At 69.4% G+C, this 21,499-nt stretch carries 15 protein-coding genes; 11 read left to right on the top strand and 4 right to left on the bottom strand.

Features of this window, described 5'->3' with window-relative positions:
• The first annotated feature begins 17 nt into the window (after positions 1–17).
• Positions 18–1,271, top strand: coding sequence for an SGNH/GDSL hydrolase family protein (locus AB0M14_RS22540; protein ID WP_364997938.1), 1,254 nt, complete (start codon positions 18–20; stop codon positions 1,269–1,271).
• Between the two features lie 55 nt (positions 1,272–1,326).
• Here the strand turns inward: AB0M14_RS22540 and AB0M14_RS22535 are convergent, their stop codons facing one another.
• Complete coding sequence (locus tag AB0M14_RS22535; protein WP_364997936.1) at positions 1,327–6,576, bottom strand: type I polyketide synthase; 5,250 nt, start codon at positions 6,574–6,576, stop codon at positions 1,327–1,329.
• Positions 6,577–6,830: 254 nt separating this feature from the next.
• Here AB0M14_RS22535 and AB0M14_RS22530 point away from each other — a divergent pair, with 254 nt between their 5' ends.
• Genes AB0M14_RS22530 through AB0M14_RS22490 form a run of 9 tightly spaced genes read left to right on the top strand, consistent with a single transcriptional unit; the run spans position 6,831 to position 18,466 of the window.
• Entirely contained in the window at positions 6,831–8,030 is a 1,200-nt protein-coding gene (locus AB0M14_RS22530; protein WP_364997934.1) for an MFS transporter, read from the top strand.
• Positions 8,031–8,034: 4 nt separating this feature from the next.
• On the top strand, positions 8,035–9,270 hold the full coding sequence (locus tag AB0M14_RS22525) for an aminotransferase class I/II-fold pyridoxal phosphate-dependent enzyme (RefSeq protein ID WP_364997932.1): 1,236 nt from the start codon (positions 8,035–8,037) through the stop codon (positions 9,268–9,270).
• A complete protein-coding gene (locus AB0M14_RS22520; protein WP_364997930.1) occupies positions 9,267–10,832 on the top strand; it encodes a carboxyl transferase domain-containing protein in 1,566 nt (521 codons plus the stop codon). Before AB0M14_RS22525 ends, AB0M14_RS22520 begins: the two co-directional genes overlap by 4 nt.
• The gene (locus tag AB0M14_RS22515) at positions 10,829–12,769 is read left to right on the top strand and encodes a biotin carboxylase N-terminal domain-containing protein (RefSeq protein WP_364997928.1); all 1,941 of its coding nucleotides are present in this window, start codon (positions 10,829–10,831) and stop codon (positions 12,767–12,769) included. The genes AB0M14_RS22520 and AB0M14_RS22515 overlap by 4 nt, the downstream gene beginning before the upstream one ends.
• A complete protein-coding gene (locus tag AB0M14_RS22510) occupies positions 12,766–14,400 on the top strand; it encodes an ABC transporter substrate-binding protein (protein ID WP_364997926.1) in 1,635 nt (544 codons plus the stop codon). The genes AB0M14_RS22515 and AB0M14_RS22510 overlap by 4 nt, the downstream gene beginning before the upstream one ends.
• Before the next feature lie 33 nt (positions 14,401–14,433).
• Positions 14,434–15,444, top strand: a complete 1,011-nt coding sequence (locus AB0M14_RS22505; protein ID WP_364997924.1) for an ABC transporter permease — start codon at positions 14,434–14,436, stop codon at positions 15,442–15,444.
• The gene (locus tag AB0M14_RS22500; protein WP_364997922.1) at positions 15,441–16,310 is read left to right on the top strand and encodes an ABC transporter permease; all 870 of its coding nucleotides are present in this window, start codon (positions 15,441–15,443) and stop codon (positions 16,308–16,310) included. The genes AB0M14_RS22505 and AB0M14_RS22500 overlap by 4 nt, the downstream gene beginning before the upstream one ends.
• Positions 16,307–17,965, top strand: coding sequence for an ABC transporter ATP-binding protein (locus tag AB0M14_RS22495; protein ID WP_364997920.1), 1,659 nt, complete (start codon positions 16,307–16,309; stop codon positions 17,963–17,965). The genes AB0M14_RS22500 and AB0M14_RS22495 overlap by 4 nt, the downstream gene beginning before the upstream one ends.
• A 33-nt stretch (positions 17,966–17,998) precedes the next feature.
• Positions 17,999–18,466 carry a VOC family protein gene (locus AB0M14_RS22490; RefSeq protein WP_364997918.1) on the top strand — a complete coding sequence of 156 codons (468 nt, stop codon included), beginning with the start codon at positions 17,999–18,001 and terminating at the stop codon, positions 18,464–18,466.
• A 2-nt stretch (positions 18,467–18,468) separates the two neighbouring features.
• On the opposite strand, the gene AB0M14_RS22485 is transcribed toward AB0M14_RS22490, so the two are convergent.
• Together AB0M14_RS22485 and AB0M14_RS22480 are read right to left on the bottom strand one after the other, a co-directional pair.
• Positions 18,469–18,912, bottom strand: coding sequence for a hypothetical protein (locus AB0M14_RS22485; protein ID WP_364997916.1), 444 nt, complete (start codon positions 18,910–18,912; stop codon positions 18,469–18,471).
• On the bottom strand, positions 18,909–20,057 hold the full coding sequence (locus AB0M14_RS22480; protein ID WP_364997914.1) for an AI-2E family transporter: 1,149 nt from the start codon (positions 20,055–20,057) through the stop codon (positions 18,909–18,911). The genes AB0M14_RS22485 and AB0M14_RS22480 overlap by 4 nt, the downstream gene beginning before the upstream one ends.
• A gap of 123 nt (positions 20,058–20,180) precedes the next feature.
• Here AB0M14_RS22480 and AB0M14_RS22475 point away from each other — a divergent pair, with 123 nt between their 5' ends.
• Positions 20,181–20,750 (top strand): GyrI-like domain-containing protein, encoded by a 570-nt coding sequence (locus AB0M14_RS22475; RefSeq protein WP_364997912.1) that lies wholly within the window; start codon positions 20,181–20,183, stop codon positions 20,748–20,750.
• On the opposite strand, the gene AB0M14_RS22470 is transcribed toward AB0M14_RS22475, so the two are convergent.
• Entirely contained in the window at positions 20,747–21,334 is a 588-nt protein-coding gene (locus AB0M14_RS22470) for a TIGR03086 family metal-binding protein (RefSeq protein WP_364997910.1), read from the bottom strand. The two genes, AB0M14_RS22475 and AB0M14_RS22470, sit on opposite strands and share 4 nt — an antisense overlap.
• Between the last annotated feature and the right edge of the window lie 165 nt (positions 21,335–21,499).

Genomic DNA, 21,499 nt, shown 5'->3' with positions numbered 1-21,499 from the left:
AGAGAATGGAAGAGGCAATGCGTACTTGGAAACTGCTCACCATGGCCACCGCCGCCGTCGCGGTCACCGCCACAGCCGCTGTCTACGCGAACACCACGGCCGACCCCGGACCGGCGAACACCTGGACCACCGCCTGGGCGGTCCCCATGCAACAGCCCAGCATCGGCTTCGAGCCGAACTGGTCCCTGACGGGTTTCGCCGATCAGACTGTGCGACAGGTCATCCGGGTCACCGGCGGCGGCACCGCGGCCCGCATCACCCTGTCCAACCGCTACGGTCCAGGCGACCTGCGGATCGCCGCGGCCACCATCGGCCGCACCGAGGACGGCGCCCGGGTGCACCCGGATACCCTGCGGCCGTTGCGTTTCGGTGGCGCGGAGGCGGTGACAGTCGCAGCCGGTCAGCAGGTGACCAGCGACTCGGCGGAACTGCGCCTGGCGCCGTTCGAATCGGCGACGATCACGCTGCACCTAGCGGAGCAGACCGGACCCGCGACCTTCCACGCCCAGGGCTACGCCAGCACTTTCCGGGCCGCCGGCAACCGAGTGGCGGACCCGGACGGCGCGGCGTTCACCGAGGCGACCCACTCCTGGTACTACCTCAGCGATCTGGAGATGACCGGCAGCACCAGCACCGCCGGAACGATCGCCGCGTTCGGCGATTCCATCACCGACGGCTTCGGTTCGGACAACGACGCCGACAACCGCTACCCCGACGCGCTCGCCGAACGCCTCGCCGCGGCCGGCACGCCGCGCACCGTGCTCAACGCCGGCATCGGCGGCAACATGATCCGCAGCGACTCGGCCTGGTTCGGGGAGAGCGGCCTGCACCGCTTCGACCGCGATGTGCTCGCCAAAAGCGGTGTACGCACAGTGATCGTCTTCGGCGGACTCAACGACATCGGCTTCTCCGAAGTCGACCTGCCGACCTACAAGCCCAACCCGCGGGTGACCGTGGAGCAGCTCATCGAAGGCCACCGCGACCTGATCGCCCGCGCGCACCGGGCGGGGCTCACCGTGGTCGGCGCGACCCTGCTGCCGATGAAGGGCGCCGAGTACTACAACGACACCTCCGCGGCCAAGATCCGGGCCTTCAACGAATGGCTGCGCACCAGTGGCGAATACGACGCGGTGGTCGACTTCCATGCCGCCGTCGCCGACCCGGCCGACCCGGAAAAGCTGAATGCCGCTTTCGATTCCGGCGATCACAAGCACCCGAACGCCGCAGGCTACGCCGCGATGGCCGCCGCCTTCGACCTCGCGACCCTCTGATCCGGCCGGTGCCGGCCCGCGCCTGAGTGCAGGCGCGGGCCGTCGCCGTGCGCGGTCAGTTCAGTGCTGCCTCGGCGCTCCCGTCCGGTGTCCGGATGGCGTCGAGGATGTGCGTCGCCACCTGGGCGATCGTCCCGCGCTGCAGGAAGATCGCCACGGGGATCGTGGTTTCCAGATCCTCGGCGATCCGGTTGCGCAGTTGCACCGCCATCAGCGAATCGATGCCGAGACGGTTCAAACGCTGGCTGCCTTGCACGCGCGCCGGCGGGGTCTTGACCACCTTGGCGATCTGCCCGCACAGATACGAGGTGATCAGCGCGTGCGCCGAGACGTCGTCCTGAAGTTCCAGATCCATCCGGTTGACGACGGAAACAGCTGTCCCCGAATCGGTCTCGAGATCGCGCAGCAGTGATCCGCTGCGCAGCGCCGGAAAGTCCCGGGCCCACACGATCGGGTCGAAGGACATCACCGCGGTCTGCACGTGCGGCCCGCCCAGCAGCCGGCCGAGGATGGCCAACCCGTCGGCCGGGTCGAATCCCTTGAAGCCGCGCTCGGCCAGCCGCAGATCGTGCTCGGCCTTGGCGACCCGGCCGGTGTTCGTCCACTGCCCCCAGTTCACGCTGAGCGCGGGCAGGCCGCGGGCGGCGCGGTAGTGCGCGAGCCCGTCGACGTAGGCGTTGGCGACCGCGTAATTGCCCTGTCCCGGTGAGCCGATCAGCGACGCCGCCGAGGAGTACAGGACGAAGAAGTCCAGGTCCAGATGCTCGGTGAGCCGGTGTAGATTCCAGGCCCCGTGCACCTTGGGCGGCATCACCGCGAGGTACTTCTCGGCGCCGAGCTGGGCGAGGATGCCGTCCGCGAGCACGACCGCGGAATGCACCACGCCGCGCAGCGGCGGCATGGTCGCCGCGATGTCGGCGAAGACCTCGGTCATCCGATCGAAGTCGGCGACATCCGCTCGGACGACGCGAATGTCGGCGCCGTCGAGCGCCAAACCCGCCAGGTGCTGGCTGGTCACCTCGTCGGGCGCACCGCGTCCGGTGAGCACGACGTGCCGCGCGCCGTGGTCGACAAGCCAACGGGCCGTGAGCAATCCGACGCCGCCGAGTCCGCCCGCGATCAGATACGTGGCGTCGGACCGCACCGGTGTCTCCTGCTCCTCGGGCAGATGCCCGGGTATCAGCCGAGCGGCGTACCGGCCGTCGCCACGCAGCGCGATCTCGTCTTCCGGTCCGTCCGCGCAGATTTCGGCGCACAGCGCGGACAACTCGGCCGCCGTGGGCAGCGCGGGCAGATCCAGCATCGAGCACCGGACATCCGGAATCTCGTAGCGCACCACACGACCGAGACCCCACAGGGCGGTATGCAGGGGATCGACCTCGGCGGCGGGGGACAGTGCGTGCGCATCCCGGGTGATGAACCACAGCCGCGGCGGAATCGGCAGGGTGGCCAGCTCCTGTACCAATTCCACAGCGGTGCGGGTTTTCTCGATATCGGCGCCGGCGTGCACGTAGAGCACAGTCCGTACGTGATCCTCGACCAGGGCCGCCCAATCCGCCGCGGGCGCCGCGCACACCACGTCGACGCCGTGCCGGACCAGGACATCACGCACGGCCGCGTCGTCGCCGATGACCAGCACCGTGCCCGCCGCGGCGCTCGGCGCGCATGGCTCGACCGGCACCCAGCTCAGGTCGTAGCGCAGATTGCCCGCTCGCTGCCGGAACAGTTCGGGCAGGTCGCCGCCGAGCCGCTTCAGCTGGAAATCCTCGATGGTGAGCAGGTGGCGCCCCGAGCTGTCGCCGATCAGGATGTCGCCGCGCACGAGATCGACCTCGTCGGCGGGCGAGGTCCGGGTGACGGTGCACCACAGCGCCGCGCCCGGCGTCGGCTGGCCCTGGCCATAGCATCGGGCCGTGCCGACGGGCAGATACGTGTCGTGCGCGACCTCGGTCCCGTGCAGCAGCGACATCAGCGGTTGCAGTGCGCAATCCAGCAGCGCCGGATGCAGGACGTGCCGGCCGAGGTCCGCCGCGATCGACGGGTCGACGGTGAACTCCGCCAGGATCCGCCCCGGTGCGCGCCGCAGCGAGGTCAGCGTTCGGAAGGGTCCGGTCTGCACGATCCCCCGGGCCATGGACGCCGCGTAATGTTCCGCGATATCCAGACATTCGGGGAAGGCCGCCGGATCCGGCGGGATGACGGCCACCGCGGCGGCGAGGTCGGGTTCGCTGTGCAGCACCGCCGTGGCCACCAGCACCCAGCCGCCGTCCTCGGTGTAGCAGTCCCAGCGGTACACGCCGAGATCTTCTTCGGTGCAACAGATCTGCAGCCGGGACGGAGCGTCCGCGGCGAGGAACAACGCGCGCTCCAAGCTCAGCTCACGGACCGAGAACGCGGTCGGGCCGTGGATCTGGCGGCCCGCCGCGAGCGCCAGCTCGTGATAGGCGGCGCCGGGCAGGATCGGAATGTCGTGGACGAGGTGCTCGGCGAGGTAGCGCAGGCGGCCCAGATCCAGGTCGACGTCCCAGAGATAGGAATCCCCGGGAGCCAGCCGCAGATAGGAGCCGATCATCGGATGCGCCGGGACCGCCGTGCTGGTCACCAGCCCACTCGCGGGCGCCACGCCGGGCAGCCCCAGCTCGTCCCGCCAGTAGCGTTCGCGCTGCCACGGATAGGCCGGGAGCGGAACATATCTGGCCTTCGAATCGACCAGGGCCGCAAAGGGAACCGGCCGTCCCGCGACGTACAGCTCCGCGATCGCCTCGAGCAGCGCGGTGGGACCGTGGCTGTCCCGGGACATGGTCGCGACGGTGATCCCGGCCCTGCCTCGGAACTGCAGATTGCGCTGCACCGCCGACACCAGCAGCGGGTGCGGGCTGAATTCGACGAAGGTATCGACACCCGTGTCCGCGAGCCGCTGGATGACCGTGCCGAACAGCACCGGCTCGCGCAGGTTGTCCATCCAGTATCCGGGCCCGAGCGCCGTCCCGTCGACGACCTCTCCGTGCACCGTCGAGCGCAGCGGAATGCGGCCCGTCCGCGGCCGAATCGGGGCCAGCAGCTCCAGCAGCTCGGCGCGCAGCGGATCCATCTGCGGACTGTGCGAGGCGACATCCACGTTGACCCGGCGGCCGGATACCCCGCACGCGTCGAGCTCCGCGAGGATCCGCGTGATCGCGGCCTCGTCACCGGCGAGCACACAGGAGTCCGGGCCGTTGCAGACCGCGACCGAGACCCCGGGCCGCGCGGCCACGAGTTCCCGCGCCGCGTCGGGTGCGAGGTCGACCGCGGCCATCACGCCCTGGCCGCTGGTGGTGCGCAGCAACGCGCTGCGCCGGCAGATCAGCAACGCGGCATCGTCCAGATCGAGAATCCCGGCGACGTGCGCGGCCGCGACCTCACCCATCGAATGCCCCACCACCACATCGGGCGCCAATCCCCGGTCCTGCCACAGCGCGGCCAGCGCGACCTGCACCGCGAAGATCACCGGCTGGGCCACATCGATCCGGTCCAGCAGCGAATCCGCCGGGGCGGCGAGGAGTTCCGCGGTCAGCGACCATTCGATGTGCGGGGCCATCGCCAGTTCACAGGCCGCGATCTTCGCCTCGAAAACCGGCTCGGTCACGAGCAACTCGCGCCCCATGCCCAGCCACTGCCCGCCCTGACCCGGGAAGATCCACGCGGTCGCGTGCGGGGCATCGATGTCGTCCTCGGCATCACCGCAGGCGATGCCCGCGGTATAGGCGCCGCGTGCGTAGGCGTCGAGCAGTTCGACCGCCTCCGCGTGCGACTCCGCGACGACGGCGAGCCGCTGGGCATGGTGGGTCCGGCGGAGCGCGGCCGAGCAGGCCACGTCGGGTAGGGGAATCGCCCGGTCCAGCAGCAGGTCTCGATAGGCGGCCGCCAGCTGGGTCAGCGCCTGCTCGCTGCGCGCGGAGATCGGCAGCAGGACCGGACGTGCCGCGGCCGCGGTACCGGCCGGGACCGTCGGCGGCTGCTCCAGCACCACGTGCACATTGGTTCCGGTGATGCCGAAACTGCTCACCCCGGCCCGCCGCGGCCCGTTCGCCGCCGGCCATGGGCGCGCGCGAGCCGCGACTTCGACGTTGATGTCGGCCCAGGGAATGGCGGGATTGGGCGTCTGGAAGTTGAGGCTGCGCGGGATGAAACCCTCACGTACGCACAGTGCCGCCTTGATCAGGCCCACGACGCCCGCAGCCCCCTCGGTGTGCCCGATGTTCGTCTTGACCGATCCGACCAGCAGCGGCTGCCCGGCCGGGCGGGCTCGGCCCAGAACCTCGTGCAACGCACCGATTTCCACCGGATCGCCGACGCTGGTGCCGGTGCCGTGCGCCTCGACGTAGCCGACGCTGCCCGGATCGATCCCGGCGTCGCGATACGCCGACCGCAGGCCCGCGCTCTGACCCGCGACCTGCGGCGCCATGAACGTCTCGCCGTGTCCGTCGTTGCTGGCCGCGCTCCCCCGGATCACCGCGTGAATACGGTCGCCGTCCGCGATCGCCCGGGACAGCAGTTTCAGGGCGACGACCCCCGCGCCTTCGCTGCGCACATAGCCGTCCGCGCGGGCGTCGAAAGCTTTGCACTGACCGTCCGGCGCCATCATCCGGCCCTGCGAGAAGCCGATCGCGTGATCCGGGTTGAGGATCAGGTTGACGCCGCCGGCGAAGGCGACATCGCACTCCCCCGAGCGCAGCGAGCGCACCGCCAGGTGCACGCCGACCAGCGACGACGAGCAAGCCGCGTCGACCGCGACGCTCAGGCCACGCAGGTTGAGCGCGAAGGAGATTCGCCCGGCGTTCCCGCCCCGGGTGCTGCCGCCGACGGTGTGCACGTCCAGATCCTGGATCCGGTGCGACTGGCGATCCCAGTAATCGCTGGTGATCACGCCCATCAGCACCGCGGCGTTGAGCGTGGCCGCGCCGTCCAGCGTCAGGCCGGCGTCCTCGAACGCCTCCCACGCCACCTCCATCAGCAATCGTTGCTGCGGGTCCATGCATTCGGCTTCGCGCGGGGAGATGCCGAAGAACTGCGCGTCGAATTCCTCGATGCCGTCGAGGAAACCGCCGTAGCGACTCATCATCCGCCCCGGCGTCGCGGGCGCGGGGTCGTAGTAGTCGTCCACTGTGAAACGCGCCGCCGGCACCTCGCCGATCGAGTTACCCTCGGTGCACAGCAGTTCCCATAACGCCTGGACATTCGGGGCGCCCGGCACTCGGGCGGCCATTCCGATCACCGCGATCGAATCTTGCGCGGCGTCGACAGAAACCTCCACACCTGCAGTCACAACGCCACCCATCTCGAAAGGAAGCAACGGTTCACACTGCGATGGCGGATGCCACCCAGCTACTGGCGGGCGTGAGCGTACAGTAAAGTTGCTGGAAATTAGCTGGAGTTCGGACGCGACACGAATAGCGTCTAGTTACAGGAACTTTGGCTGCCCTCGAATCAGCGCGAGCGGAACCGTTTCGGACCACCGGCCACCCACGTAGACCTGTAGACGGCTCCGAAATCCGGACTGCCGTGGGTGGAGGGGTGTGCATGAATGTGCGGCAGCTGACCGGCGGGACATCGACTTCCCCGGCGCCACACCGGGCCATTGTCGCAACCGCCTGCGGTGCAGTCGTTGTCGCGCAGATGGCGACCACGATCTACCTGCCGAGCATGCCGGCGCTCGGCGCCGACATCGGCGCCGGGGAAAGCACCCTGCAACTGTCGGTGGCCGTGTTCGTGGTGTTCGCGGCGCTGCCGGTGGTGGCGTGGGGGCGGGCGGCCGAACGCTTCGGCCGGGTGCCCGCCTTCGTCGCGGCCGGGCTGCTCTTCATCCTCGCCAGCGCGGGTCTGGCGCTGATCACGAACGCACCGCAATTGCTGTCCCTGCGCGTTGTTCAGGCGATCGGCGCGGGCGGCATCGCGGTCGTCGGCCGGATGATGGTCAAAGACCTGTTCAGCGGCGCCGAGCTGGCGCGCCAACTCGCGCTGCTGTCGATGGCGTTCGTCGCGGCGCTCGGCGGCGGGCAGGTGATCGGCGGCATCGTCACCTCAACTCTCGGCTGGCGGTACGGCTTCGCCGTGCTGGCCGCGCTCGCCGTCGTCCCGGTCGCCTACGCGCTGCGCGTCTCGCTGCCGCCGCCGGAACCGAAATCCCCGGCCAAGGGCACCGCTCGACGGCTCCTCGGCGACCGGACGTTCGTCGCCGCCGCGGGCGCGGGCGGGATCGGATTCGCCGTCATCGTGATGATCCAGCAGAAATCCGCGTTCCTCTTCGCCGACGGATTCGGGTTGCCGCCCTGGGTTTTCGGCCTGTTCGGCGCCCTCTACGGCGCGGCCTACCTGGCCGGGGCGACCTATGTCCGGCGCAGCGTCAGCCGACTGGGGGCGCGCGCCATGATGCGGCAGGGCGCCTGGATCATGCTCGCGGGCTGCGCGCTCATCGCCGTCGTCTGGCTGCTCGACCTGCCCCGGGCGCCGGCACTGCCGATCTTCCTCGCCGGGTACCTCACCGCGACCTTCGGCCAGGCCACCCTGTTCCCCAACAGCGCGGCGCAGGCCGTCAGCCATCTGGTCGCCGGCGGCGCGATGGCCGTCACCTGGTGCGCGCTGATCCAGCAGGGCCTGGCGGGCGTCGCCGCGCTGGCCGGCCCCGCACTCACCGGGCTGATCGCCTGGTCCCTCGCCATCACCCTGCTCGCCGCCGTGAACGTACTCGTCGTCACGGTGTCTCCGCCGACAAAGGAATAACCGAATGGGCACACACCAATTCGCCAATATCCGCAGGCAGCTCCACACGAGCAACACCTTCTGGGACGACAGCGCCACGCACGGGCTGGTCGACATCGTCGCCGCGGACATGCGGGACGGGAAGGTGCACGACCGCGACGGGCGGACGATCGTCAACTTCTCCTCGTACTCCTATCTCGGACTGGACAGCGACCCGCGGATCATCGCGGGCGCGCACCGCGGACTCGACGAGACGGCGACCATCAATTCCTCCATCTCCCGGATGCGGATCCGGCTCTCCCTGCTCGAGGAAGCCGAGCAGCGCCTCTCCCAGACCTTCGGCGCGCAGGCCGTCACGGTGTCCTCGTGCGCGGCGGCGGCGTGGGCCACCTTGCCGCTGCTCGCTTCCGGCGAGCTCACCGGCGGTCAGCCGCCGCTGGTCGTCTTCGACAAGAACGCGCACTTCTGCCTGAACGCGATGAAGCCGCTGGTCGCGGACGAGACCGAGCTGGTCACCATCGCGCACAACGACATCGCGGCGCTGGAAGAGTTGTGCCGCAAGCATTCCCAAGTCGCCTATGTCGCCGACGGCGTCTACAGCACGGGCGGCGGCGCACCCCTGGCCGAGCTGCACCGGTTGCAGGACAAGTACGGCCTGTTCCTGTATTTCGATGAGGCGCACGGCATTTCGACGCTCGGACCCGGCGGCCGTGGCTACGTCCTCGGCGCATACCAGGGCTGGCGGGACCGGACCCTCGTAATCGCCTCGCTCAACAAGGGATTCGGCGCCAGCGGCGGCGTCATCTTCTTCGGTCCGCCCGGCGACGACTCCCGCAAGCCCACGCTGCTGCGCACGAGCGGGCCGCTGATGTGGTCGCAGCGGATCAACACCGCGGGGCTGGGCGCCATCGTCGCGTCCTGCGACCTGCACGACGACGGCACCGTCGACCGACTGCAAACCGCACTGCGCGAACGGGTCCGGCTGTTCGACTCCCTGGTCGACACCGATCTCGCCGGGGACGGCTTGCCGATCCGATTCGTCAGCATCGGCCGCGAGGACACCACGGTGGCCGTGGCGCGCGACATGCTGGACGCGGGCTTCTACACCTCACCCATCTTCTTCCCGATCATCCGCCGCGGCAGCTCCGGCCTGCGCCTGATGCTGCGCGGCGATCTGGAGCCCGGCACCATCCGCCGGTTCGCCGACACCCTGACCGCCAGCCTGTCCGCGCATCAGGAGCGGGAGGAGCAGCTCGCATGACTTTGACCATCGAGAACAACACCGGATTCGAAGCGCAGCGCCAGGTACTGCGCGAGCACATCGCCGGGATCGTCACGCCGCGGCGTCGTCCGGGCGACGCGAAACTCTCTGTGCGCGAACGGGTCAACCGGATCCTCGATCCGGGAACGCCGTTCCTGGAGATCGGCGCGCTGGCCGCGCACGAGGTCTACGACACCGATCTGCCCGCGGCCGCGCTGGTGGTCGGGATCGGCGCCATCCACGGCCGGCCCTGCATGGTGTTCGCGAACGACCCGCACGTCAAAGGCGGGACCTACTACCCGCTCACCATCAAGAAGCAGCTGCGCGGGCAGAAGCTGGCCCGCGAATATCGGCTGCCCTGTGTCTATCTCGCCGATTCCGGCGGCATCTACCTGCCGCTGCAAGAGGAGATCTTCCCGGACGAGGAACACCTCGGGAAGATGTTCCGCAATATCGCGGAGATGTCGGCGCTGGGCTTGCCGCAGATTTCGGCGGTGCTCGGAATCTGCACCGCGGGTGGCGCTTACATCCCCGCGATGAGCGACGAAACGGTGATGGTGCAGGACCTCAGCACGGTGTTTCTCGGCGGACCGCAACTGGTGGAAGCCGCCACCGGCATCAAGGTCGACGCCCAGACTCTCGGCGGCGCGAACCTGCACGTCCGGGAAACCGCTGTGGCGGACCATCTCGCGGCGAACGAGGAGGAAGCGCTGGCGATGATCCGCGACATCGTCGCCCGCACGCCCGGCGACGCCGTGCGTCCGCCCGCCTTCGAAGCGCTGGAACCGGCCGACGATCCAGCCGGGCTGCCGGCGCTGATCCCCGCTACCACGAAGAAGGAGATGAACGTCCGCGCGATTCTGCGCTGCGTCGTCGATGCCGCCTCCTGGGTGGAGTACCGCAAGGACTACGGACTCACCATGGTGTGCGCGACCGCGCGCATCGCCGGTTACGAGGTCGGCATCGTCGCGAATCAGGGCGTCATCTTCCCGGACAGCGCGCTCAAGGCGACCAACTTCATTCAGATCTGCGATCAGCGCCGCATCCCATTGCTGTTCGTGCACAACGTCAGCGGATTCATGGTCGGCGAGCAGTACGAGCGCGCGGGCATCGCCAAACACGGCGCGAAAATGGTCAACGCGGTCTCCTGCGCCACCGTGCCCAAGATCTCGCTGGTGATCGGCGGCAGTTTCGGCGCGGCCAATTTCGCGATGTCGGGCCGGTCGATGGGCGGCCAGTTCATGGCGATGTGGCCGAACGCCCGCTCCACCGGCGTCGGCGGCGAGCAGGCCGCCGCCGTGATGGCGATCCTCAAGCGCGACAAGCTGCGTCGCGAAGGCAAGGAGCTCGGCGCGGACGAGGAAGCGAAGATCAAACAACCGATCATCGACAGCTTCGAACGCCAGTCCCATCCGGCCTACATCGCCGCCCGCATGTGGATCGATGCGGTCGTCGAGCCCGAGGACACCCGGACCTGGCTCGCCCAGACCCTGTCCCTGGCCCACGAACGCTGGGACCGGCCGGCGGCCGCCACCGGCAGCTTCGGGGTGTTCCGCCTGTGATCTCGACACTGCTCATCGCGAATCGGGGCGAGGTCGCCGCCCGGATCGCCCGCACCTGCGACCGGCTCGGCATCGACTACGTCACGGTCAGCGCCGACGAGGATCGCGACCTGACCTATCACGACGGCGCGGTGGCGACCGTGCGGCTCGCCGGCGCGAGCGGCCATCTCGATGCCGCCGCGCTGGTCCGCGCCGCGACCGAAACCGGATGCGACGCAGTACATCCCGGTTATGGCTTCCTGTCCGAGAACGCCGGCTTCGCGCGGGCGGTCCGGTCGGCCGGACTGGTCTTCGTGGGCCCCAGCTCCCGGGTGATCGAGACGATGGCCGACAAGGCCTCCGCGCTGACGGTCATGGCGGACGCGGGTGTCCCGGTGCTCCCCGGGACGCGGCAGGCGACCGACGACCTCGAGGTCCTGGTCCGCGCGGCCGCGGACGTCGGGTATCCGCTCATCGTCAAACCGGCCGGGGGCGGTGGCGGCAAGGGCATGTCGGTCGTGCGGACTCGCGACGAGCTACGCGCCTCGCTGGCGTCCGCGACCCGCACCGCGACAGCGGCTTTCGCCGACGGCCGCCTGCACCTGGAACGCTACGTCGAACACGCGCGGCACATCGAAGTCCAGGTCTTCGGCGACGAATTCGGCAGTGCTGTGCACCTTTTCGATCGCGACTGCTCGTTGCAGCGGCGGCATCAGAAGGTGATCGAGGAAGCGCCCGCGCCGCGCATCCCCGAAGCCACCCGGCACGCGATCTTCGAGGCGGCGGTGCGCGGCGCGCAGGCGCTGAACTACGTCGGCGCGGGCACTTTCGAGTTCCTGCTGGTCGGCGACGAGTTCTTCTTCATCGAGATGAACACGCGACTACAGGTCGAGCACACCGTCACCGAGGAGATCACCGGCATCGACCTGGTGGAGTGGCAGCTGCGGGTCGCCGCGGGCGAGCCGCTGCCCGCGACGCAGGAGCAGATCACCTATCACGGTGCCGCGGTGCAGGTTCGGATGTACGCCGAGGACCCGTTCCGGTCGTTCCTGCCGTGTCCCGGCGACCTGGAGGTGACGCGGTGGCCGGAGCTCCGGATCGAGCGGGCCTTCACGCGCCGCCTCACCGTCACCGGCGGATTCGACCCGATGATCGCCAAACTCGTTGCCACCGGAGCGAACCGGGACGCGGCCCTCGCCGCCGCCCGCGCCGCCTGCGCGGAACTGCGCTGGACCGGCATCTCCACCAACCTCGGGTTCGCCGCGCACGTGCTCGCTTCCCCGGTTCTCGCGGCCGCCGAGCACGACACCGCCTACCTGGATCGGATCGACCCGCTCGCGGAGTTCGCGGACCCGGATCTGCTGAGCGCCTTGGCGGTAGCCGCCGCACTGTCCGCGCCCGACCGGGCCACGCCGTGGTCGGCGGGCGCGCCGGCCGGCGATCGGGCGTGGCTCGATCCCGCCGATCACGACCTCGGCGGCATCGACCTGTCGGTCGACGGGCGGCCGTTCACCGTGCGGATCAGCGGCTACGACGGACCGGCGGTGCGCGTGCGCGCCGCCACCGCGGGGCCGGGCGTGGTCTGCGCCCGGACCACCGGCGACACGATCGCGGTGGGCTCGACGCCCGCCGTCGTCCGGCGGCTGGGCGAGACCTGGGCGGTGCAGGTCGCCGGAGTCTCCCGAGACGTCCGCTACGCGGAGTACCGCTCGTTCGGCTCGACCGCGGCGGACCCCGAGATCCGCTCGCCCATGCCCGGCACCGTCGTCCGGCTGCACGTCGAAACCGGCACCGCCGTCGAGAAAGGCCAGCTACTGGGCGTGGTCGAGGCCATGAAGATGGAACACGAGCTCACCGCGACCCATCCCGGAATCGTCACCGTGACCGCCACCGAAGGCGCGGTCATCACTACCGATCAACCACTATTCCTCATCGAAGACAGGAGCACCCCGCGGTGAAGCGGAATTGGCGGCTGGCAACGGCTCTCATGGCGACAGCCTTGGTCGTGACCGCGTGCGGCGGGTCCGGCAGCGGGTCCGGCGGATCGGGAGAACCGCGCAGCGGCGGGTCGCTGACCTGGGGCGTGGAGACCGAGCCGACCACGCTCAACCCGCACCTCAACGGTCAGAGCAACACCAAGCTGATGTTGCGCAACACCTATGAGACGTTGCTGGCGCGCACCCCGGACGGCGGCTATGTCCCCTGGCTGGCCACCGGCCACGAGGTCTCGCCGGACGGCCTGACCTACACCTTCACGCTGCGCGAGGGCGTGCGGTTCACCGACGGCAATCCGCTGACCGCCGCCGCGGTGGCGCGCAATTTCACCACGATGCAGGACGTGGCCTACTCCGGCGGGTTCTCCTCCGGGCCGTTGTCGAACCTCGCCGGGGTGCAGGCGCGGGACGAGCGCACGGTGGTCTTCACCCTGAAGAACCCGTACGCGCCGTTCCTCGACTTCGCCTCCGGGTTCGACATCATCTCCCCCGCCGCCTGGGACAAGCCGCAGCTCAAGGCCGGTGGGCCCGAGATCGCGGGCACCGGTCCGTTCATCCTCGAGCGCTACGTCAAGGGTCAGGAACTGCGCTTCCGGAAGAACCCGGACTACAACTGGGCGCCGCGCAACGCCGCCCACCAGGGCCCGGCCTACCTCGACGAGGTGATCTACCGGTTCCTGCCCGAGTCCTCGGTGCGCACCGGCGCGCTCACCTCCGGCCAGGTCGATCTCATCGAGGGCGTCTCCGGCAACGACGCGTCGCTGTTCGAGGGGAATCCCGAGTTCACCTATCAGCGCTCGCTGAACAACGGCAGCCCGTACACGCTGTACTGGAACGCCACCTTCGGCCCGGCCGCCGAGGAGAAGGTCCGCAAGGCGCTCAACGCCTCGGTCGACGTCGACGCGATCCTGCAGTCGATCTATCGCGGCCAGCGCACGCGCGGCTGGGGCATCGCCTCCAGCGTCGACACGCTGTTCTACGACAAGAGCATCGAACGCACCTACGGCGCGGACAAGAACACCGCCAACCGGCTGCTCGACGAAGCCGGCTGGACGGCCAAGGATTCCGAGGGCTTCCGGACCAAGAACGGCCAGCGCCTGACCATCGAGCTGGTCCAGGCCCAGTCCACCGTCCGGGATCAGCGTGAGGTGCTGCTACAGGCGGTGCAGGCGCAGGCCAGGCAACACGCGGGCATCGATCTGAAGGTCTCCTACGTCGATTTGGGCACCTACGCCGAACTGCGCAAGAACAACACCTTCGGGTCGATCGCCAACTCCGACACCCTGACCGGAGGCATCGACATCGAAAACCACTGGTACCCACCGACAGCGAAGGGCACGCTGAACTACAGCCGCGCCGGCGATCCGGAACTGTCCCGCTGGCTCCAGGCCGCCGCCGCGACCACCGACACCGCCGAGCGGGCTCGGCAGTACGGTCAGTTGCAGCGATTCGCCCTCGTGGACAAGGCCTATGGGCTGCCGCTCTACATTCCCGAGAACCAGATCGCGGCGGCCACGCATGTGCACGGCGCGGGATTCCGTCCGTACAAGCAGCTTCCGGAGAATTCCTACAACATCTGGGTCGACCGTGGCTGAGGCGGCGCGGCGGACCGTGCCGGGGTGGTGTCGGTGACGCTCGAGCTCACCGCGCCGCGAACAGGGGAACCCGGCGTCGGCGAAGTGCCCGGTGCGGCTGCCGGGCCGGCGAAACAGATCGTGCTACGGATGCTCTCGGGCGTCGGCGTGTTGTTCGGGGCGGCCACGCTGTCCTTCCTCGGCGTTCGCCTCGCGCCCGGCGACACGATCGACGTCCTGCTCGGCGAACAACCACGCACCCCAGAGGTCGAGGCGGCCATCCGGGCGGAGTGGGGTTTGGACAGCCCGGCCACCGTCCAGTACGCCCGCTATCTGTGGAACGTGGCGCACGGCGACTTCGGGCGTTCGTATGTGTTGCAGCGCCCGGTCTCGGAGGTTATCGCGTCGCAAGCCGGACCCACCCTGGCCCTCACCGGCGCCGCGTTGCTGGTGGCGCTGGTGTTCGCGGTAGTCGTGGCCACCACGACCGCACGGCGGCGACGGGGGCGCGCCGTCGCGAATGCCGTTGAGCTGGCGCTGGTTTCGACTCCGCCGTTCTGGCTCGGCATCGTGCTGCTGTCGGTCTTCAGCTTCCAGTTCAAGATTTTCCCCGTAGCGGCGAACAAGGGACTGTCCGCGCTGGTGCTGCCCGCGCTCGCGCTCGGGCTCGCGCTCGGCGCGGTCATCTCCCAGGTGCTGCGCGACGGACTCGAGCGGGCGCTCGACGAACCGTTCGCGGTGACGGTGCGATCCTGGTCGGTGCGCGAGAGTGAACTGCGGCTGCGGCACGGACTGCGCCACGCCGCGCTGCCCGCGGTGACCCTGACCGGCTGGCTGGTCGGCGGACTGCTGGGCGGGGCGGTGATCATCGAGGAGGTCTTCGGCAGACCGGGTCTGGGCCGGGTCACGGTCGAAGCCGTTCTCACCCAGGATCTTCCGGTGGTGCTGGCCGTGGCGATCCTGTCCGCGTTCGTCTACGTGGTGATCAGCACCCTGGTGGACCTGGCGTACCTGTGGCTCGATCCGCGCCTGCGCCGCGGTTCCCGAAGCGGAGGGGCCCGATGACGGCCATCGAACCGCCGCGCGCGACTGCCGGCCGGATCACCGCGCGTGCGAAGCGATTCGGTGTCCGGCCGAGCGTCGCCGTGGCCGGGCTGACGGCCGGTCTGGTCGCGATCGCGGTGATCGCGCCCGCCGTACTGGCCGGTGCGGATCCGCTCGCCGCCGATCCCCTTGCCGCCCAGCTCGCGCCGAGCGCGGAGCACTGGTTCGGCACCGATCATCTGGGTCGGGATGTCTTCACCCGTGTGGTCCACGGTGCGCGCTACTCGCTGCTCATCGGAAGCACGGCCGTCGCGATCGCGGTCCTCGCGGGTACGGCGCTCGGGCTGCTGGCCGGGCTGGCCCGGGGCGCGCTCGACGAACTGATCACCCGCTTCCTCGACGTGATCTCCGCGTTCCCGGATCTGCTGCTGGCACTGGTGCTGATCTCGTTCACCGGGCCGGGCACCGCGAACCTGATCTGCGCGCTCGGCATCGCCTCCATCCCGCGCTTCGCCCGGGTGGTGCGTGCCCAAACCCTGGTCGTGCAGGAGTCCGGGTACGTCGAGCAGGCCCGGACTTTCGGGCTCACCCGGGCCACGCTGGTGCGCCGGCACGTGCTGCCGCACGCGGTGGCCCAGGTCCCGATCCTGGCCACCATCGGCCTCGGCACCGCCATCCTCGGCGCGGCCGGACTGAGCTTCCTGGGCATGGGACCGCAACCGCCGGAACCGGAATGGGGCGCGATGCTCGCCGAGGGCCGCAACTATCTGCGCGTCGCCTGGTGGATCGCGGTGCTGCCCGGCCTCGCCGTCACCGCGACGGTCCTCGCGGTGAGTTCCCTGGGCCGGCACTGGCAACGGCACTACGACGGAAGGGCTACGACGTGAGCGCGCGGAGTTTGGTGTCGATCACCGATCTCCGGATCGGATTCGCGGGGAAACCCGATGTCGTGCGCGGCATCGACCTGCGGATCGATCCGGGCGAGGCGGTCGCCATCGTCGGCGAGTCCGGGTCCGGAAAGTCCGTCACCGCACGGGCATTGGCCGGGCTTTCCGGACCCGGCGCGGTGGTGCGCGCGGAACGGCTCGAGCTCTTCGGGCAGGACGCACGCGCCTACCGCGAGCGCCACTGGCGCCGAATCCGGGGCAGCGATATCGGATTCGTGCTCCAGGACGCGCTCGTGTCCCTCGATCCGCTGAGCACGGTCGGCGCGCAACTGTCCGAGGTGCAGCGCGCGCTGACCGAGCTGCGCGGGCCGGAGCGCACCGCGCGCAGCGTCCGCCTGCTCACCGACGTCGGCGTCCCCGAGCCCGAGCGACGCCTGCGGCTGTACCCCTACGAACTCTCCGGCGGGCTGCGCCAGCGCGTGCTGATCGCGACGGCGATCGCGGGCGATCCCCGCCTGATCATCGCCGACGAACCGACCACCGCGCTCGATGTCACTGTGCAGCAGCAGATTCTGGAGCTGTTGCGGCAGCGCAAAGCCGCGGGCAACGCGCTGCTGCTGATCAGCCATGATCTGGCCGTGGTCGCGGAGCTCGCCGATCGAGTGCTGGTGATGCGGGACGGGAGGATCGTCGAAGCCGGATCCGCCCAGGATGTCCTGACCCGGCCGGCGCATCCCTACACGAGGAAACTGCTGGCTGCGGTGCCCTCGGCCGCCTCGCGGGGGACGAGGCTGGCGCTCTCCGACGACCCGGCAGCCGATCTCCGCGACCGCCGGCCGTTGCCGCCGCGCACGGTCGACGAGCACCGAATCGTGTTGTCGGTCCGGAAACTTCGCAAGACCTATGGCTCGGGCCCGACCGCCCGGACCGTGGTCGAGGACGTCGACTTCGACGTGTTCGCGGGCGAAACCCTCGGCATCGTAGGCGAATCCGGTTCCGGAAAGACCACGACCGCACGGATCGCACTGCGCTTGATCGAACCCACCTCCGGCCAGGTCATCGTCGACGGCGAACCGTGGAGCGAATTCAGCGAGAAAGAACTGCGCCCGCACCGCGGCACCGCGCAACTGATCGCCCAGGACCCGCTGAGCTCCTTCGACCCGCGCTACACCGTCGAGCGCGTCATCGGCGAAAGCCTCGACACCATCGGCGTCCGAAAGCGCGCCCGCGCCAACCGAGTACGCGAAATCCTCGACGCCGTTCACCTCAGCCGTGACCTCCTCGACCGGCACCCCCGCACCCTCTCCGGCGGCCAGCGCCAGCGCGTCGCGATCGCGCGCGCTCTCGCCCCCAACCCGGCGCTGCTCGTCGCCGACGAACCGGTTTCCGCTCTCGACGTCTCGGTCCAGGCCCAGATCCTCGATCTGCTCGCCGAATTGCAGGCCGAATTCGGCACCGCCCTGCTGCTCATCTCCCACGACCTCGGCGTGGTGCACCACATCGCGCACCGCGTAGTCGTCATGCAGGACGGCCGCGTCGTCGAATCCGGCGCTGTCGACTCGGTCCTGCACGCACCGCGGCACGACTACACCCGCCGCCTGGTCGCCTCGGTGCCCCGGCTACCCGAACTCGACGTGTCTCCCCGAAACGCCTAGGGGCCACCGCACCGGGCAGGCATCATTCCTGTCATGCCCGCGCTGTCCCGCATCCGCCACATCAAGCTGCCCGTAACCGACCTCGCCCGCAGCGTCGCCTGGTACCGCGACCTGCTCGACCTCCAGCTCGCCGCCGAGTTCAAGGAGCAAGGCGTCCTGCGCGGAGCCCAGCTCATGCACCCTTCCGGCTTCGGCATCGCCCTGCGCGAGCGCGAATTCTGCGCGAACAAGCCGGATCTCGCCGGTTTCGACGTCTTCGCCCTGGAGGTCGACTCGGTCACCGACCTGCACGAACTCGCCACCCGCGCCAAGGAACTGGGCGCCGAACACTCCGAAGTCACCGACCGCGGCGCCTACGGCGCCTTCCTCGACATCATCGATCCCGACGGCACCGTCATCCGATTCCTCGCCAACAACCCGATCCAGCCGGGCCGCTTCGTCGGCGTCGATTCCGGCCCCGACGGCGACTTCACCCTCTACGACACCCCGGCGCTCGGCTGATCTCAGGTGAACAAGGAGCCGGTCCGCGGGTTGATCGGGAACGGCAGGCCGTTCACCAGGCAGACGCTGCCGGAGTTGATTCCGATCCGGCGGACGTCGATGTCCAGGCGACCGGTGGCGGTCGCGCCGCCGGGCTTGAACTGGCGGACCTCGATGGTGTGCCAGCCGAGGCCGGCGGGAGTCCACAGCACGAACGGGTCGCCGTGCTCGTCGATCTGCACGGGCGACAACGGATTTCCATTGTCGGTGATCTCGTAGCGGCTGCCGTCCGGGTCGGTGATTCCGGCTTGGATGGTTTGCGGGCAGCCCATGACCGGGCCCTCGCTGCCGGTGTTGTAGACGATGACGCCGACGATCTCGGCGCCGGCGGGCGCGGTCGCGGGGAGCACGAGGGCGGCGACGGAGCAGGCGGCCACGGTCAAGGCGCGGCGGAGACGAATCATCATGCGGGGTCCTCCTTTTCGGGTTCGCGGACGCGGCGGCCGACGCGATCGATGCGCGGGTCCTCGGCGACCTCGTAGCGTTTGACGTAGAGACTGAGGAAAGCTTGCAGAGTGGCCGTGGCGGGGATGGCGAGTAGTGCGCCGATCGCGCCGTGCAGGGCGCCGCCCGCCATCACCGCCAGCAGTGCGACGGCCGGGTTCACGTCGACCGTGTGCGCGGTGATGCGCGGTTGTAGCACGTAGTCCTGGAAGACCTGGTAGAGCACTACGAACAGCAGGATCCAGACCGCGTCGATCGGATGGATGGTCAGCGCGACCAGGATCGGCAGCAGACCCGCGAGGTAGGTGCCGACGATCGGGACGAAAGAGGCGATCACACCGAAGCAGATGCCGAGCTCGATCGCGTTGGGGAGGCCCAGCGCCAGCAGGAACAGGGCGTGCGCGACGGCCGAGATCACCGCGAGCAGGCCCCGGCTGTACAGGTAGCCGCCGGTCTTCTCGATCGCGAGATCCCAGGCCCGCAGGATCATGTCCTGCCGCCGCGACGGCAGCCAGGAGCAGACCGCGCGCCGCATCCGCGGTCCGTACACCGTGAAATAGATGCTGAACAGGGCGACGGTCAGGAAGCGGCCGAGTTCCCCCAGCATGGTGTAGGACAGGCCCCAGGCGTGGTTGGCCGCGCGCTGGGCGTAACCGCCGATGACGCTGGATTCGTCCGTCAGGCGCGCGCGCAGCTTCGCGACCGTGAAGTCCTGATGGAAGGTGCGATTGACCCAGTCGACCGCCTCGTTGAGCAGGCGCGGCAGCTCGTCGACCACGCTGCTGACGGTGTGCACCAGCAGCACTCCGAGCGCCGCGGTGAACCCGGCCACGCAGGCGTACAGCAGGACGAACACCAGGCCGGTGGCCAGACCGCGCGACATCCCGCGCCCCGCCAGGCGGTCGACCGCGGGTTCCATCGCCAGCGCGACGAAGAACGAGACCAGCACCAGCACGAACAGCCCGAGCAGCCGGTGCACCGCCCAGTTGCCGAGCTGAAAGAGGCCGAGCAGCAGGAACGCCAGCACCATCGCGCGCGGCAGCCACCGCGGCATCCGGGGCGTCGAATACCAGTCCGCCGCAGGCTGGTCCGGTGGGAGGAGGGCCACGCGCCCAGTCTGACCCACCGATCAGCTAATTCACGGTTACATGGACCGGTGATTCGATAATCGGCTTGACTCTCCAGTCGCGGGAGGGCGCAGGCTCGAGGCAGAACCGAGAGGAGCATCGCTGTGAAGATCGATCTCGCCAAGAGCGACAAGCACTACTACACGGCTTCGACCGACGTCGAGCTGCGGACCTTCGAGGCCTACGACTACCTGACGGTGACCGGGGTCGGCGCGCCCGCCGGGCCCGAATACACCGAGGCCCTGAGCGCGCTGTACCGGGCCGCCTACGGGATCAAGAAACTCGCCAAGGCGGCGGACCAGGATTTCGTGGTGCCGAAGCTGGAAGGGCTGTGGTGGGTGGAATCCGATCAGCCCGCGCTGACCGTGCCGCGTGCGGAATGGCACTGGCAGTTGATCATTCGGATGCCGGAGGTGGTCACCGAGCAGATGGCGGCCGACATGGTCGAGAAGCCAGTGGTCTTCGAACGGCTACACGAGGGCCTGGCCCTACAGGTGCTGCATGTCGGCCCATACTCGACCGAGCCCGAAACCCTCGCCCGGATGGACGCTTTCATGACCGCCGAGGGATTGACGATGAACGGCAGGCACCACGAGATCTACCTGTCGGATCCGCGTAAAACCCTCGGCCCCAAGACGAAAACGATTCTGCGGCACCCGGCGCGACGGATCTAGTTCCACTCGCGGCCGGCGTAGGCGAGCAGCCGCCGGTGCGCGGGCGCCGCGGCCGAGATCTCGACCTCGGCGGCGAACATGCCCGGCTTGCGGAAGGCGTCGAGCCCGCCCTGCTCCGCCATGAGGCCGAGCAACTCCGCGCACAGCTGGTCGTCGGCGAGATCGGGCCGGTCGATGGCCACCGCGATATCGACGCCGTGCACCACCAGTTCGGTGAGATGCACGGCGGCCGCGTAGAAGCTGGGCAGCGCGCCCAGCGCGCTCTCGATCGTGCCGTCCAGGGCGTCCGGGCGATGCCAGGCGGCGCGGTCGATCTCGGCCGCCGCGGCGAAGGCGCCCTGCGCGTCCGAGCCCAGCCAATCGTCTTCGTGGCCGGCGCCCGCGTCCATCCCGCTCAGCGCCGCGGCGAACAGATGCATCCCACCCACGGTGTGGTTGAGGACGGTGCGCACATCCCATTCCCGGCACGGGGTGGCCGCCGCGAGCTGTGCCTCCTGGACCGCTTCGACGATCTGTCCGGTGACATCCAGCGCACGATCGATCTGGCCGATCACTCCGGCGGGACGGGTAGGCGCAGTTTCCATGGGCTTCCTTCGCTCGAGCGGTTGCAGCATTGATAGCACGAGCGGCTGACAAGTGGCGGCAACCGCAGGATCGGGTTACCCAGCGTGAGCAGCCCTGAAAACAACTGTGTTACTTCCCATATCGGCCGCCGTCAATGTGCGCCAGGTCACCCGATTCCGGCGTCG

Origin of the sequence: Nocardia sp. NPDC051832, from assembly GCF_040681285.1 — a bacterium.
GTDB lineage: Bacteria > Actinomycetota > Actinomycetes > Mycobacteriales > Mycobacteriaceae > Nocardia.
The sequence above is the reverse complement of the archived record's forward strand: the minus strand, read 5'-3'. Positions and strand labels throughout refer to the sequence as shown.

Excerpts from the sequence above, each read along its gene's own strand:
- AB0M14_RS22540 (WP_364997938.1), top strand. The coding sequence starts at position 18 with ATGCGTACTTGGAAACTGCTCACCATGGCCACCGCCGCCGTCGCGGTC.
- AB0M14_RS22530 (WP_364997934.1), top strand. The coding sequence starts at position 6,831 with ATGAATGTGCGGCAGCTGACCGGCGGGACATCGACTTCCCCGGCGCCA.
- AB0M14_RS22525 (WP_364997932.1), top strand. The coding sequence starts at position 8,035 with ATGGGCACACACCAATTCGCCAATATCCGCAGGCAGCTCCACACGAGC.
- AB0M14_RS22520 (WP_364997930.1), top strand. The coding sequence starts at position 9,267 with ATGACTTTGACCATCGAGAACAACACCGGATTCGAAGCGCAGCGCCAG.
- AB0M14_RS22500 (WP_364997922.1), top strand. The coding sequence starts at position 15,441 with ATGACGGCCATCGAACCGCCGCGCGCGACTGCCGGCCGGATCACCGCG.
- AB0M14_RS22490 (WP_364997918.1), top strand. The coding sequence starts at position 17,999 with ATGCCCGCGCTGTCCCGCATCCGCCACATCAAGCTGCCCGTAACCGAC.
- AB0M14_RS22485 (WP_364997916.1), bottom strand. The coding sequence starts at position 18,912 with ATGATGATTCGTCTCCGCCGCGCCTTGACCGTGGCCGCCTGCTCCGTC.
- AB0M14_RS22470 (WP_364997910.1), bottom strand. The coding sequence starts at position 21,334 with ATGGAAACTGCGCCTACCCGTCCCGCCGGAGTGATCGGCCAGATCGAT.